At 75.3% G+C, this 13,618-nt stretch carries 15 protein-coding genes and 1 other RNA gene; 4 read left to right on the top strand and 12 right to left on the bottom strand.

Going from position 1 to position 13,618, the window contains the following annotated elements; genetic code table 11:
- Positions 1-32 precede the first annotated feature (32 nt).
- Together H7X46_RS04425 and H7X46_RS04420 are read left to right on the top strand one after the other, a co-directional pair.
- Positions 33-575 (top strand): gluconokinase, encoded by a 543-nt coding sequence (locus H7X46_RS04425; RefSeq protein ID WP_370588604.1) that lies wholly within the window; start codon positions 33-35, stop codon positions 573-575.
- A gap of 5 nt (positions 576-580) precedes the next feature.
- On the top strand, positions 581-2,035 hold the full coding sequence (locus tag H7X46_RS04420) for a gluconate:H+ symporter (protein ID WP_186362435.1): 1,455 nt from the start codon (positions 581-583) through the stop codon (positions 2,033-2,035).
- Positions 2,036-2,041: 6 nt separating this feature from the next.
- On the opposite strand, the gene H7X46_RS04415 is transcribed toward H7X46_RS04420, so the two are convergent.
- On the bottom strand, positions 2,042-3,484 hold the full coding sequence (locus H7X46_RS04415; protein WP_186358185.1) for a PLP-dependent aminotransferase family protein: 1,443 nt from the start codon (positions 3,482-3,484) through the stop codon (positions 2,042-2,044).
- A gap of 67 nt (positions 3,485-3,551) precedes the next feature.
- On the opposite strand from H7X46_RS04415, the gene H7X46_RS04410 reads away from it, so the two are divergent.
- Positions 3,552-4,202, top strand: a complete 651-nt coding sequence (locus tag H7X46_RS04410) for a YitT family protein (protein WP_186358184.1) — start codon at positions 3,552-3,554, stop codon at positions 4,200-4,202.
- Here H7X46_RS04410 and H7X46_RS04405 read toward each other — a convergent pair.
- Both H7X46_RS04405 and H7X46_RS04400 read right to left on the bottom strand, forming a co-directional pair.
- The gene (locus H7X46_RS04405) at positions 4,165-4,896 is read right to left on the bottom strand and encodes a thioredoxin domain-containing protein (protein WP_186358183.1); all 732 of its coding nucleotides are present in this window, start codon (positions 4,894-4,896) and stop codon (positions 4,165-4,167) included. The genes H7X46_RS04410 and H7X46_RS04405 overlap by 38 nt on opposite strands.
- Positions 4,896-5,408 carry a MauE/DoxX family redox-associated membrane protein gene (locus H7X46_RS04400; protein ID WP_370588603.1) on the bottom strand — a complete coding sequence of 171 codons (513 nt, stop codon included), beginning with the start codon at positions 5,406-5,408 and terminating at the stop codon, positions 4,896-4,898. Before H7X46_RS04400 ends, H7X46_RS04405 begins: the two co-directional genes overlap by 1 nt.
- A 134-nt stretch (positions 5,409-5,542) precedes the next feature.
- Here H7X46_RS04400 and H7X46_RS04395 point away from each other — a divergent pair, with 134 nt between their 5' ends.
- Entirely contained in the window at positions 5,543-6,271 is a 729-nt protein-coding gene (locus H7X46_RS04395; protein WP_186358181.1) for a VIT1/CCC1 transporter family protein, read from the top strand.
- A gap of 68 nt (positions 6,272-6,339) precedes the next feature.
- On the opposite strand, the gene ssrA is transcribed toward H7X46_RS04395, so the two are convergent.
- The 9 genes from ssrA to H7X46_RS04350 form a co-directional block, all read right to left on the bottom strand.
- Positions 6,340-6,723, bottom strand: a transfer-messenger RNA (tmRNA) gene (ssrA, locus tag H7X46_RS04390).
- Between the two features lie 80 nt (positions 6,724-6,803).
- Positions 6,804-8,066, bottom strand: coding sequence for a saccharopine dehydrogenase NADP-binding domain-containing protein (locus H7X46_RS04385; RefSeq protein WP_186358180.1), 1,263 nt, complete (start codon positions 8,064-8,066; stop codon positions 6,804-6,806).
- A gap of 33 nt (positions 8,067-8,099) precedes the next feature.
- Complete coding sequence (locus tag H7X46_RS04380) at positions 8,100-9,032, bottom strand: amidohydrolase family protein (protein ID WP_186358179.1); 933 nt, start codon at positions 9,030-9,032, stop codon at positions 8,100-8,102.
- A gap of 12 nt (positions 9,033-9,044) precedes the next feature.
- Positions 9,045-9,530, bottom strand: a complete 486-nt coding sequence (gene smpB / locus H7X46_RS04375) for an SsrA-binding protein SmpB (RefSeq protein ID WP_186358178.1) — start codon at positions 9,528-9,530, stop codon at positions 9,045-9,047.
- Positions 9,531-9,557: 27 nt separating this feature from the next.
- Positions 9,558-10,460: a permease-like cell division protein FtsX gene (gene ftsX / locus H7X46_RS04370; protein WP_186358177.1), complete on the bottom strand. Its 903-nt coding sequence runs from the start codon at positions 10,458-10,460 to the stop codon at positions 9,558-9,560.
- Complete coding sequence (ftsE, locus tag H7X46_RS04365; protein ID WP_186358176.1) at positions 10,461-11,150, bottom strand: cell division ATP-binding protein FtsE; 690 nt, start codon at positions 11,148-11,150, stop codon at positions 10,461-10,463. It abuts the gene before it with no gap.
- Between the two features lie 97 nt (positions 11,151-11,247).
- Entirely contained in the window at positions 11,248-11,943 is a 696-nt protein-coding gene (locus H7X46_RS04360; protein ID WP_186358175.1) for a hypothetical protein, read from the bottom strand.
- Positions 11,940-13,046 carry a peptide chain release factor 2 gene (gene prfB / locus H7X46_RS04355; RefSeq protein ID WP_186358174.1) on the bottom strand — a complete coding sequence of 369 codons (1,107 nt, stop codon included), beginning with the start codon at positions 13,044-13,046 and terminating at the stop codon, positions 11,940-11,942. The genes H7X46_RS04360 and prfB overlap by 4 nt, the downstream gene beginning before the upstream one ends.
- A gap of 48 nt (positions 13,047-13,094) precedes the next feature.
- Entirely contained in the window at positions 13,095-13,604 is a 510-nt protein-coding gene (locus H7X46_RS04350; RefSeq protein WP_186358173.1) for a PadR family transcriptional regulator, read from the bottom strand.
- Positions 13,605-13,618 lie beyond the last annotated feature (14 nt).

Here is a 13,618-nt window from a genome sequence, read left to right as displayed (position 1 = left end):
CCGGAGCCGCCACCCCACGAGGAGCCGATGCAGTGACGCACCAGCCCAGCCCGCCGCCCCCCGCCCCTCCCCTGGTCGTCGTGATGGGGGTGTCCGGGTCCGGCAAGTCCACCGTCGGCGCGGCCCTCGCCGCCGACCTCGGCGTCCCGTTCACCGACGCCGACGGGCTGCACCCCGCCGCCAACGTCGCCAAGATGCGCGCCGGGATCCCGCTGACCGACGCCGACCGCGCGCCCTGGCTGGACGCCGTCGGCGCCGAGCTCGCCGGGCACGCGCGCACCGGCCTGGTCGTCGCCTGCTCCGCGCTGCGCCGCGCCTACCGGGACCGGCTGCGCGGCCACGCGCCCGCCACCGTGTTCCTGCACCTGGCCGGGGACCGCGCCGTCCTCGCCGACCGGATGACCGGCCGCGAGGGGCACTTCATGCCGCCCGCGCTGCTCGACTCCCAGATCGACACCCTCGAACCCCTGGCCGCCGACGAGGCCGGGACCACCCTGGACACCGCCCGCCCGGTCGCCGAGCTGGTCGCCACCGGCGCCGCGGCCGTGACGGGCACGGAGGCCTGCTCCCGATGACGACGATGACGTCTCTGCTCACCCACCCCGCCGTGGTGCTCGCCGCCGAACAGGCCGAGCCGGTCGCCGGCCCCGGCCGGCTGCTCGTCGCCGCGCTGGCCGGCATCCTGGCCCTGGTCCTGCTCATCACGCAGTTCTCGCTGCACCCGTTCCTGGCCCTGACCATCGGCTCGCTGCTGGTCGCGGGCGTCGCCGGGATGTCGATGGGCGACGCCGTCGAGGCGTTCTCCGACGGCTTCGGCTCGACGGCCGCCAGCGTCGGCACCCTCATCGCGCTCGGCGCGATGTTCGGCAAGCTGCTCGCCGACTCCGGCGGCGCCGACCGCCTGGTCGACACGATCGTCGCGCGCTCCGGGCCGCGCTCGCTGCCGTGGGCGATGGCCGCCGTCGGCGCGCTGATCGGCCTGCCGATGTTCTTCGAGATCGGCCTGGTCATCCTGATGCCGGTGATCTTCCTGGTGGCGCGCCGGGCCCAGATGTCGCTGGTCGCCGTCGGCATCCCGGCGCTCGCCGGCCTGTCCGCCATGCACGGCCTCGTTCCGCCGCACCCCGGCCCGCTCGCCGCGATCGGCATCCTCGGTGCCGACCTGGGCATCACGCTGATGCTGGGTGTGCTGGTCTCGATCCCGGTGGTCGTGCTGTCCGGCCCGGTGTTCGCGAAGGTCGCGGCCCGCTGGGTGAACGTGGCCCCGCCCGCGCTGTTCGAGACGAAGGTCGCCGCCGGGGCAGGCTCCGGCGGTGGAGGCGGTGGCACGGCCACGGACGACGCCCCCGAGCCGGAGGGCGCCACCCGCCGTCCCGGGTTCGCGGCGACCCTGTTCACCGTGCTGCTGCCGGTCGTGCTGATGATGGGCAAGGCGATCGGCGACATCGCGTTCGCCGAGGGCCACCCGGCGCACACCGTGCTGGACTTCGCCGGCACCCCGCTGATCGCGCTGCTGCTGTCGGTGCTGGTCGCGGTGTTCACCCTGGGCATCGGCTCGGGGATGACCCGCCGGACGGTCATGGGCTCGGTCGAGGCCTCGCTGCCCGCGATCGCCGGCATCGTGCTGATCGTCGCCGCGGGCGGCGGGTTCAAGCAGACCCTCGTCGACACCGGGATCGGCGCGATGATCGCGGGCTGGGCCACCGGGGCCGGCATCTCCGCGCTGCTGCTGGGCTGGCTGGTCGCGGTCGCGATCCGGCTCGCGACCGGCTCGGCGACCGTGGCGACGGTGACCGCCGCCGGCATCCTGGTCCCGCTGCTGCCGACCCTGGACCCGGCCCAGACCTCGCTGCTGGTGCTCGCCATCGGCGCCGGCTCGCTGTTCTTCTCGCACGTCAACGACGCCGGGTTCTGGCTGGTCAAGGAGTACTTCGGGCTGACGGTGGGGCAGAACATCAAGACCTGGTCGATCATGGAGACGCTGATCTCGGTGAGCGGCCTGGTGCTGGTGCTGCTGCTCGACCTGGTCCTGTAACCGGCGCTACACCACGACCTCGGCCCGGGCCGGGTCCGCGACCTCCGCGGACCCGGCCACGTCGTCCGCGGCCCGGCGCAGCCGCCGCACGGCGTCGGTGAGCACCGGCTCGGGATGGGTGAACGGGACCCGCAGCCGGTCGTCGAACGCGTGCCCGGCCCCGAACCGCGGGCCCGGCGCGAGGACCAGGCCGTGCCGCGGGGCGAGGGCGGCCAGCGCGGTGGACACCGGCGCGCCGAGGTCGCACCACAGGGCCAGCCCGCCGTCCGGGACGGTGCACCGCCACTCCGGCAGGACGGCGGCCAGCTCCGCGGCCAGGTGATCGCGCCGGGCACGCAGCCGCCCGGTCCGCTCGGCGCGGATCTCCTCGATCGCGTCCAGCACCTCGACGGCCACCAGCTGCTCCAGCACCGGCGGCGCGATCTGGGAACGGGCCAGCCGCCGTCGCATCCGGGCCGCGGGATCCCGGGCGGCCCGGATCCAGCCCACCCGCAGCCCACCCCAGGCGATCTTGCTGAGCCCGCCGACGGTGACGACGCCGTCGTCGGCCGGGGCGTGCGCCGCGCACGGCAGCACCTGCCGGCCGGCCCCGCCCAGTGCCAGCTCGGCGAACGTCTCGTCGACGACGGCGACCGTGCCGTGACGGGCCAGCCGGTCCAGCAGCCGGGCGCGGGCGCCGTCGTCGAGGAACCGGCCGGTCGGGTTCTGGAAGTCGGCCATGAGGTACGCCGCCCGCGCCGCCGTCTGCCGGGCCGCCCGCGGCAGCGCGGTCTCCGCCGGCTCGGCGCCCACCGCCACCGGGACCGGACGGGCACCCGCGTCGGCGAGCAGGTCCAGCGCGGCCGGGTAGGTGGGGTGCTCCACGAGCACCCGGTCCCCGGCCCCGGCCAGCTCGGCGACCGCGAGATGGATGGCGTGCAGCGCCCCGCCGGTGACGACGATCCGGTCCGGTGCGGTCGGGAGGCCCCGGGCGGTGAACCGGTCGGCGATGCGCTCGCGCAGCGCGGGCAGGCCGCCCGGGCCGTAGCCGTGACCGGCGAGCTCGGCGTCGAGCCGGTCGGTGGCCCGGCGGACGAGCCGGGACATCGCGTCCGGGGCCGCCGGCGCGGCGTGCGCGAGGTCGATCACCCCGCCCCGCGCCGGCCCGGGCGCCCACACCCCGTCCACCCCGCCCTGGCCCGCCGGGAGCCGCACCCAGGTCCCGGCGCCCTGCCGGGCCTCGGCCCAGCCGCCGTCGCGCAGGTCGCGGTAGGCGTGGGTGACGGTGACCCGGCTGATCCGCAGCTCGGCCGCCAGCGCCCGCTCGGCCGGCAGCCGGGTGCCCGACGGCAGCCTGCCGTCACCCACGAGCACCCGGATCGCGTCGGACAGCGTGCGGTAGGCCGGGCCGCGCCCGCCCCGGACGTCACCGCACAGCGCGGCCAGCCGGGGCGCTCCGATACCGGTCATGATCAGTCCACTTCTGCAGGATTGGCCCGATGACATCGGGCCGGTTCCTCGGGAAGCATGCCATTCCATGACGCTCTCCCGCTGGTCGCTGACCGGCATGCCGCGACGTGGCCGGCGGCTCACCCAGCTCCTGCTCGGCCTGGTGGCCTACGCGTTCTCCATGGCGGCGATCATGCGCGCCGGCCTGGGCTCGATGCCGTGGGACGTGCTGCACCAGGGGCTGGCCGTGCACACCGGCCTGTCGATCGGCGCGCTGACGATGCTCGTCGCCGCCGTCGTGCTGCTGCTGTGGGTCCCGCTGCGCGAGCGCCCCGGCATCGGGACGGTGGCGAACGTCGTCGTCATCGGGCTGACGGTGGATCTCGCCCTGGCGGTCCTGCCGGAGGTCGACGCGCTCGCGGCCCGGGTCGCGCTCGCCGCCGCCGGCATCGTGCTCAACGCGGCGGCGACCGCGGCCTACATCGGCGTCGGCCTCGGCCCCGGTCCGCGGGACGGCCTGATGACCGGGCTCGCGGCCCGCACCGGCTGGTCGGTGCGCGCGGTCCGGACCGCGATCGAGGTGACGGTGGTGCTCACCGGCTGGCTGCTCGGCGGCACCTTCGGGGTCATGACGGTGGCCTACGCGCTCGGCGTGGGGCCGCTGATCCAGTGGTTCCTGCCCCGGGTCACCGTCGCGCCGGTCAGCCGGCCGCCTTCGACAGCCAGGCCGAGTCGTTGACGTCGATCTTGGTGCGGTTCACGAGCACGGTCGGGGTGCCGAACCGCCCACCGGGTGCGGCGGCCGGGTCCGCCGCGGCCGCGGCCGTCGCGTCGGCGATCCCCCGGGTGTTCTCCTGGCGGGCGACGCAGCCCGCGAAGTCCCCGGTCGCCCCGAGCTCGGTGCCCCACGCGGTCAGCTCCTCGACGGTCCGCCCGGCACCCTCGCCCGGCTGGTCGGTGTAGAGCCGGGCGTGGAACGCGGGGAAGATCCCCGCGTCGGCCGCGCAGAGCGCCGCGTTGCCGGCGCGCGTCGAGTAGCCGGGCGGGTTCGACCGGTCGTCGAGGATCGCGATGTGGTGGTAGTTGACCTTCACCTTGCCGTCGTTGAGCGCGGCCGTGATCTCGTCGCCGTAGATCCGCTCGAACTGCTTGCAGGCCGGGCAGAGGTAGTCCTCGTAGACGTCGACGGTGACCGGTGCGGCCGGGTTCCCGGCGGTGACGACGACACCGTCGCGGGCGACGGCGTAGGCCGGCTCGACCGGGGCGCTGTAGTTCTGCCAGGCCAGGTAGGCGCCCACGGCGAGCGCGGCGGCCAGCACGATCCCGGCGATCGCCAGCCCGCGCCGCGCACCCGACCTCCGCGGCGGGGTGATCCCGGCCGCCTGGAGCCTGGCCTGGGCGGCCTGGCGCCGCTCCCGTTCGCTGCGTCCCATCACCGGGTCCCCTCCGCCGGCTGGTGCCGGACGTCGTCGTGTTCGGCAGGCGCGTCCCCGATCCGGTCGACGGCCAGCAGCGTGCGCGGCCGCACCGACAGCCACAGCGCGAGCGCCAGGAAGCCGAGATCGCGCAGCAGGACGAGCGGGTACCGTTCCTCGCCCGGCGGGACCGGTCCCCCGCCACCGAAGCACCCGCAGTCGATCGACAGCCCGCGCGCCCACGCCTGGAGCAGCCCGGCGACGAACCCCACCAGGAGCAGCGCGCTGACCACGGCGGCCAGCCGGGTCCCGGCCCCGACCAGGAGCAACGCGCCCAGCGCCAGCTCCAGCAGCGGCAGCACCGATGCCACCAGCGGGACCGCGGCGGCGGGCAGCACCTGGTAGGCGTCGACGGCGACCGCGGACCCGATCTGGTCCGCCACCTTGACCCCGCCCGACACCAGCCAGACGGCGGCCAGCGCGATCCGCACGGCGGTACCCGCGAGGTCCGTCAGGCGGGTACGCGTCACGAGGGGAAAGCCTAGGACGTGCATCGACGACCCGGTCGGGTCACCCGGCCGGCCGGGCCAGGATCGGCTCAGCGGGGCCGAGCCCAGCCTGCGCTGGCTGGGTCCGTGCTGGTCACCGGCCTATCGTGGCTCGTGTGAACGATCCGGAGACGGACGCGGAGCTCGCCGCGCACGCCGACGACCACCAGCACCACGACGTGTCCGGCGGCTGGCTGCGGGCGGCCACGTTCGGCGCGATGGACGGCCTGGTCACGACCATCGCGCTCATCGCGGGGGTCGGCGGCGGCGGGGCGGACCGCGAGATGATCGTGCTGACCGGCCTGGCCGGCGTCGTCGCGGGGGCGTTCTCGATGGCGCTGGGCGAGTTCGCCTCGGTCGGCACCCAGAACGACGCCGTCGACGCCGAGGCCGCCCTGGAGCGCCACGAGCTGACGATCCACCCGCGCGCCGAGCAGGCGGAGCTGGCCCGCCGCTACCGCGCGATGGGACTGACCGCCCCGACCGCCGAGGCCGTGGCCCGGGAGCTGCACGCGCACCCGGACGTGGCGCTGCGGGTGCATCTGAGCCAGGAGCTCGGCGTGAGCCTGGACGACCGGCCGTCGCCGTGGACCGCGGCCGTGTCGTCGTTCGCGGCGTTCGCCGTCGGCGGGATCGTGCCGCTCGTGACGTTCCTGCTCGGCTTCTCGTCGCTGCCGCTCGGCCTGGCCGTCGGCGGGCTCGGCCTGCTCCTCGCGGGCGCGGCGACCTCCCGGTTCACCGTGCGGACCTGGTGGGGCGCCGCGCTGCGCCAGCTCGCGTTCGGCGCGCTCGCGGCCGGGGCCACCTACCTGGTCGGGATGCTCATCGGGGTGAGCGTCGGGTAGCAGCCCCGGACACGCAGCCCGGACACGACGACGGCCCCGCCCGGATGGGCGGGGCCGTCGGTGCGAGGTGGTGGAGGTGCCGGGAATCGAACCCGGGTCCTCCGTCGACTCACGAGGGCTTCTCCGTGCGCAGTCCGCTCTGCCTCTGCTCGGATCCACCGGTCACGCGAACAAGCCGGTGTGACGATCCCAGCCGCTGTGCGATGTCCCCTGCGCTTCCGCGGCCGAACCGCAGGGTGAGTCCCCTAGCTGATGCCGGGAACCGGAGCGGGGACGCCTCCGGCCCGACAGCCCCTACCTGTTATCAGGCAGCGAGCGCGTAGGCGCTCTGCGGGGCAGTGCGACTGTTGTCGGCACTTATTTTTTTGCGACGCATGGTTTCCGAGATCATCGTCGCCTTCCTCGGCACGCTTCCCCTCGATCGGCGATCGGAGTCGAAACCGTTCACCCCCTGGTCAGGCCGTCCTTCACCTGTGCTCCACACGGGCGTTCCCGCGCGGACGACCAGCATAACGCCACCGGGGCGCCCGGTTCATCCCGGTTCCCCGGAGCGTGCGACGGCCGTCACGTCGTAGGTGTGGCCCGCCGCCCGCAGCCGGTCGACCAGGACCTCACCCATCGCCGTCGCCGGGGTCAGCGAGCCCGCCCGGTCCGGCAGGGCCGTCCCGCCCAGCGCGAGCGCCAGCCCGCTCTCCCCCAGCATGACGGCGGTGGCCGCGTACCCGGGGTCGCCCGGGCCGGACACGCGGGCCCGGTAACGGCGCCCGGACCCGGTGGCCGCGTGGACGTCCATCCGGAACCACCCGTTCGCCCGGGTCCGCTCCGACGGTCCGGCCCCCGGCGCGGGCAGCACCCGGTCGAGCAGCGGCCGGACCAGCGGCAGCGTGAACGCGCCGACCAGGGCGCCGAGCCCGCCGGTGACGGCGGCCGCGGCGGCGGCACCGGCCGGGCCGGACCCGCATCCCTGCACCTCCCCGTACCGCAGGCCGGCACCGTAGGCGTGGCCGAGCAGCGCGTTCGAGCGGCGCACGATCCGGGTGTTGTAGGACGCCATCACGAACGGCGCCGTCCAGGTCCCGTCCTCGAGCCGGGCGGGCGGCCCGGCGTCCGGCGGCTGGGACGGCGTCGGCTCGCCCGCGCGGTCCGGGCTCAGCGCGTGCGGGTCGAACGCCTGCCGGCGGGCCGCCGGGTCGGTCCGGACCGCGTCGATCTGCCCGCGCATCGAGTCGATCGTGCCGCCGGAGACACCACCCCGGAACGTCGCGACGGTCCGGACCTCGGTGAGCCCGCCGGCGTCGTCGGCCGCGGCTGCGGTGTGCGCCAGCCACACCCCGAGGTCCGACGGGATCGAGTCGTAGCCGCACGAGTGCACGATCCGGGCGCCGGTCGACTCGGCGACGCCGTGGCAGCGGTCGATCGCGTCCCGCACGAACAGCACCTCGCCGGTGAGGTCGGCGTAGTGGGTGCCCGCCCGGGCGCAGGACTCGACGAGGTGCCGCCCGTACCGCGCGTACGGCCCGACCGTGGTCAGGACGACGCGGGCGGCGCCGGCCAGCTGGTCGGTCGCGGCCCGGTCGGACGCATCGGCGACGATCAGCGGCCAGTCCCGGGCCCGTTCGGGCAGGGTGGCACGGGTGGCGGCGAGCTTGTCCGCGGACCGGCCGGCGAGGGCGATCCGGACGCCGGGCGGGGCGTGCTCGGCGAGGTGCCGGGCGGTGAGCGTGCCGACGAATCCGGTCGCGCCGTAGAGCGCGATGTCGACCGGCTCGGCCGGGTCGTTCGGGGGGTGGGCCACGGACGCTGCCTCCTCGAGGTCGGACGGGCGGGGTCAGGCGGGGAGCTGGTCGCGGACCCCGAGCAGCCGGGCCGGGGCGTCGTACAGCACCGAGCGGAGGAACTCCCGGCCGAGGCGCGGCTCGGCCGCCGCCCAGCCGTGGATCGCGGCCAGCTGCTCGGCGTACGGGTAGGGGATGTTCGGGAAGTCGGTGCCGAGCACGACGCGGCCGGGGAACTCCGCGAGCCGGGCCGGCCAGTCCGCGGGCAGGGGCGCGATCCGCTCGCTGAACGCGGTGCCGACCATGGTGGTGTCCAGCACGACGTTCGGGAACCGTTCGAGGAGCTCGACCGCGCCGCGGAAGTCCGGCATGCCGGCGTGCGCCAGCACGACGGGCAGCGTCGGGTGGGCCTCGAGGACCTCGGCGAAGATCCCCAGTCCGGTGTGGGCGCCGCGGATCGGCCCGTCCCCGCAGTGCACGACGGCCGGGACCTCGGCCTCGGCCAGCAGCCCCCAGGCGTCGTGCAGCAGCGGGTCGCGCGGGTCGAACGCGCCGACCTGGACGTGCACCTTGACCACGCGGGCACCGTCGTCGACGGCCCGGCCGAGGTAGCCGGTCACCGACGGCTCCGGGTAGAGCGTCGCGGTGCGCACGGCGCGCGGGTGCTCCGCGGCGAACTCGCCGGCCCAGCCGGTCAGCCACTCCCCCATCCCCGGCTTGTGCGGGTAGGTGAGCGGGGCGAACCGCAGCACGCCGAGCTCCTCGAGGCGCGCGTACCGCTCGTGCTGCGGCAGCTTGTACTGCACCGGCCAGGCCACGCCGTAGTGCGTCTCGGCGGCGTCGAAGTAGGCCCAGACCTTGCGCAGCATGCGGTCGGGCAGGAAGTGCACGTGCACGTCGACCAGGCCGGGCAGGCCCAGCTCGGCGGTCCAGCGCGGGACGTCGGCGTCGTCGCGGGGTGGCGCGGGAAGATCCACGCCACCCACCCTAGGCCGGGATCAGCGCAGGCTGCGGGCGCGGCCCTTGGCGGCGCGGCCGACGGCCCGGGCCATCTCCCGTTCCGCGTCCTTCTTCGCGAGGTCGCGGCGCTTGTCGTAGTCCTTCTTGCCGCGGGCCAGCGCGATCTCGCACTTGACCTTGCCGTCGCTGAAGTACAGCGACAGCGGCACCAGGGTCAGCCCGCCCTCGCGGGTCTTGCCCATCAGCCGGTCGATCTCGTCGCGGTGCAGCAGCAGCTTGCGGGTGCGGCGGGGCTCGTGGTTGGTCCAGCTGCCCCGGACGTACTCCGGGATGTGCAGGTTGCGCAGGAAGATCTCGCCCTCGTCGATCGTGGCGAAGGCGTCCGCCATCGAGGCCCGGCCCAGACGGAGGCTCTTCACCTCGGTCCCCTTCAGCGCGACCCCGGCCTCGTAGGTGTCCAGGATCGAGTAGTCGTGCCGGGCCCGGCGGTTCTGCGCGATCACCTTCCGGCCCTGTTCCTTCACCCCACCAGCCTACCCGCCGCCCGGTCGTCAGACCTTCACATAAGCACGCAGCGTCGCGTAGCCGGTGACACCGGCGACGATCCCGCCGACCGGCACGAGCAGCACCGACACGACCAGCACGTCGGACAGCCGGACCGGCGGGATCACCCCCGCCCGGCCGATCGCGGCGAGCAGGTCGTCCACGACGGCGTACTTCGCGGCGACGAGGCCGGCCCCGGCCAGCGCCCCGCCGACCGCACCCGCGATGGCCGCCTCCATGAGGAACGGCAGCTGCGTGGTCCATCGGGTCGCGCCGACCAGGCGCATCACCGCGACCTCGGTGCGCCGGGTGAACGCCGACACCTGGACCGTGTTGGAGATCAGCAGCACGGCCGCGAGCGCCTGCACCACGGCCAGCGCGAACGCCACGTTCCGCACGCCGTCGAGGAAGTCGAACAGCTTCCCGACGAGGTCGCGCTGGTCGATCACCCCGCGCACGCCGGGGCGGCCCTCGACGGCCGCCGCCGCGGCGGCCGCGCCCCCCTGCTGGTCGGTGAGCGTCACCCGCAGCGTCGCGGGCAGCGACTGCGGGCGGGCGACGTCGGCCACGGACTGCCCCGCGAACAGCTCCCGGAACCGGGTGTAGGCCTGCTCCTGGGACTCGAAGGTCACCGCGCCGACGCCGGGCGCCGAGGACAGCGCCGCGTGCAGCGAGGCGCACGTCGGCCCGGAGCAGTCCCGGTCGGACTCCGAGACGTCCGGGGTGAGCGCGACCTGGATCTCGAGCCGGCTCGCGTACAGCGCGGAGATGTCGTCGATCGTGCGCAGCACGAGCAGCCCGGCCCCGACCGACATCAGGGTGACGGCGGTGGTGAGCACCATCGCCACGGTCATCGTCACGTTGCGGCGCAGGCCTTCGGAGACCTCGCGGGTGAGCAGGGCGGGGCGCATCTACCGGCCCGCCCCGTACACGGCGCGGGCCTCGTCGCGGAGCACCACACCGTCGTCCAGCTCGATCACCCGGCGGCGCATCGCGTCCACGATGGAGTCGTCGTGGGTGGCCATCAGGACGGTCGTGCCGCCGCGGTTGATCCGCTCCAGCACCTGCATGATCCCCCGGCTGGTGTCGGGGTCGAGGTTGCCGGTGGGTTCGTCGGCCAGCAACAGCGGCGGCCGGTTCACCGACGCCCGCGCGATCGCGACCCGCTGCTGCTCGCCACCGGAGAGCTCGTGCGGCATCCGCTCCGCCTTGCCCTGCAGGCCGACCATCTCCAGCAGCTCGGGCACGTCGCTGCGGATCTGCGCCGGCTTGCGCCCGAGCACCTCGAGCGCGAACGCCACGTTGCCGGCCACGGTGCGCTTGGGCAGCAGCCGGAAGTCCTGGAACACGCAGCCGATCCGCTGCCGCAGCTTCGGGACCTTGCGCCGGGGCAGCCGGGCGACGTCGAGGCCGTCGACGAGGATCGTGCCGGAGGTGGGGACGTCCTCGCGCAGCAGCAGCCGCAGCAGCGTCGACTTGCCCGAGCCGGAGGGCCCGATGAGGAACGCGAACTCGCCGGCGCCGACGGTCGCCGAGATCCGGTCCAGCGCCGGGCGGCCGGACGCCGGGTAGTGCTTGGTGACGTCCCGCAGCTCGATCACGGAGCGGGACGGTACCGCCGCCCGGCGTGCACCGGCCGTGACGACACGCCGTGAGTGCTTCGGAGGGCCCTGGCCCTCCCAAGTACTCACGGGCCCGTCAGGGCATCGGCAGGCCGGGCTCGGCGAAGCCGACGGTGAGCGCGCCCGCCCCGCCGGCCGGCTCGAGGCGCAGGCGCAGCAGCCGTCCTCGGTCGGCGCCCGCGGCGTCCGGTGCCCCGAGCCAGGCGGTGAACCGCGGCGCCGGCGAGACCAGCCCGGCCAGCTCGTCCAGCCGGGTCGCCGCGTCCGGGCCGGGGGCGGCCGCCCGCGCGGCGGCGAGGTCGACGGTGCCGGTGTAGCGGACGGCCGGGACCCCGTCGACGTCCTCGCGGCCGGGCTGCTCGGCCACGTCGCGCAGGCCCGGTGCGGCATGCAGGGCACCGGTCAGCGCCCCGACCGGGACCGCGCCGGCGGGCAGGCGCTGCCAGTTCCCGGAGCCGCCGAGCCGCAGCCATGCTGCGTCGCCGTCCACCCGCACCTGCGCCCCGCGGGTGCCGAGCGTGGCCGTGAGGTCCGCGGCGAACGGCTGCAGCCGGACCGGGCCCGAGGCCCGGACCGGGCCCGTGGGGCCGCCGTCGAGCGCGGCGCTCACCCGGGCCGACCCGGCGCCGGCGAGCGCGCGCACGGCCCCGGCCACGACGTCCTGCGGCGGGGGCGGCACGGCGGCGGCCGGGCCGGCGGGCGCGACGGGTCCGGCACCGGTGCAGGCGCACAGCACGACGGCGAGGAGCGCCGCGAGCAGCGCGGCCCTCACGACGCGTCGGCCTGCTGACGGCGCCAGCGGATGCCGGCCTCGATGAAGTCGTCGATCTCGCCGTCGAGCACCGCCGACGGGTTGTTGACCTCGTGCCCGTTCCGGAGGTCCTTCACCTGCTGGTACGGGTGCAGGACGTAGTTGCGCATCTGGTTGCCCCAGGACGAGCCGGCGTCCTTGAAGGAGTCCATGAGCTCGCGCTCCTCCTGCCGGCGCCGCTCCAGCAGCTTGGCCTGCAGCACCGTCATCGCCGACGCCTTGTTCTGCAGCTGCGAGCGCTCGTTCTGGCAGGCCACGACGATGCCGGTCGGGATGTGGGTCAGCCGGACCGCCGAGTCGGTGGTGTTGACGCCCTGGCCGCCCGGGCCGGAGGCGCGGAACACGTCGACGCGCAGGTCCTTCTCGTCGATCTCCACGTGGTCCGACGACTCGACGACCGGCGCCACCTCGACGCCGGCGAACGACGTCTGCCGGCGGCCCTGGTTGTCGAACGGCGAGATCCGCACCAGCCGGTGCGTGCCGGCCTCGACCGACAGCGTGCCGAACGCGTACGGCGCGTGGACGGCGAACGTGGCCGACTTGATGCCGGCCTCCTCGGCGTAGGACGTCTCGAAGACGTCGGTGCCGTAGCCGTGCCGCTCGGCCCAGCGCAGGTACATCCGCAGCAGCATCTCGGCGAAGTCGGCGGCGTCGACACCGCCGGCCTCGGCGCGGATGGTCACCAGGGCGTCGCGGGCGTCGTACTCGCCGGACAGCAGGGTCCGGACCTCCAGGGAGGCGATCTCGGACCGCAGGCGCTCGCGCTCGGCGTCGGCGTCGGCGACCGCGGAGGTGTCGCCCTCGTCCTCGGCGAGCTCGTAGAGCACGGGGACGTCGTCGAGGCGGCGGCGCAGGTCGTCGAGCCGGCGCAGCTCACCCTGGGCGTGCGCGAGCCGGCTGGTGATCTTCTGCGCGGCCTCGACGTCGTCCCAGAGGTCCGGCCGGCCCGCCTGCTCGGAGAGCTCCTCGATCTCCTGGCGCAGCGCGGGCACGTCGGCGACGGCCTCGATGCTGGAGAGCGTGGTGTCGAGGTCCTTCAGGTCGGCCTGGACGTCGGGAGTCACATCGATCGAGGGTACGCGCGGTGCGGCGCGGGCCCACCGGCCCCCGCCTCACTCCTCCGGGACGGCGTCGATCAGTTTGATCATCGCGCGGGTGTGGGCGACGGCGAAGTCGGCCACCGGCCGGGCGTACGGGTCGTCGGTGGCCCGGGCGGCCGCGCGGGCCTCGGCGAGCCGCTCGGTGTAGGCCTCCTTCGCCGACCGGAGCAGCTCGGTGCGCTGCTTGACCGTGAGCATCCCGGCGTGCAGCAGGCGCAGGACCAGCGGGCTGCGTACCGCGTCGGCTTCGCCGCCGGAGGCGAGCCACGCCTTGAACGCGCGCTTGCCCGCGGCGGTGATGACGTACTGCTGGCTCGCCCGCGGCCCCTGCTTGCCCAGCCGGAGCAGCCCCTCCTCGGTGAGGGCGGGCAGCTCCCGGTAGACCTGGCTGCGGGTGACCGAGAAGAACAGTCCGAACCGCTCGCCGGCCGCGGTGACCAGCTGCCCGCCGGTCATCGGGCCGCCGTGCAGCAGGCCGAGCAGGGCGGCGGCGGTGGCGTTCACCGGTGTGACGGAGGCCATGCTGCGACGGTCCC

It is taken from the genome of Pseudonocardia sp. C8, from assembly GCF_014267175.1.
In the GTDB taxonomy this organism is placed as follows: Bacteria; Actinomycetota; Actinomycetes; order Mycobacteriales; family Pseudonocardiaceae; genus Pseudonocardia.
Note: the sequence above shows the minus strand (reverse complement) of the source record. Positions and strands in the feature narration are given on the sequence as shown.

What these genes read in the sequence shown, in the direction of transcription:
- H7X46_RS04350 (WP_186358173.1), bottom strand. Translation starts at nt 13,604, where the DNA reads ATGGCCTCCGTCACACCGGTGAACGCCACCGCCGCCGCCCTGCTCGGC.
- H7X46_RS04420 (WP_186362435.1), top strand. Translation starts at nt 581, where the DNA reads ATGACGTCTCTGCTCACCCACCCCGCCGTGGTGCTCGCCGCCGAACAG.
- H7X46_RS04410 (WP_186358184.1), top strand. Translation starts at nt 3,552, where the DNA reads ATGACGCTCTCCCGCTGGTCGCTGACCGGCATGCCGCGACGTGGCCGG.
- H7X46_RS04405 (WP_186358183.1), bottom strand. Translation starts at nt 4,896, where the DNA reads ATGGGACGCAGCGAACGGGAGCGGCGCCAGGCCGCCCAGGCCAGGCTC.
- ftsX (WP_186358177.1), bottom strand. Translation starts at nt 10,460, where the DNA reads ATGCGCCCCGCCCTGCTCACCCGCGAGGTCTCCGAAGGCCTGCGCCGC.
- H7X46_RS04415 (WP_186358185.1), bottom strand. Translation starts at nt 3,484, where the DNA reads ATGACCGGTATCGGAGCGCCCCGGCTGGCCGCGCTGTGCGGTGACGTC.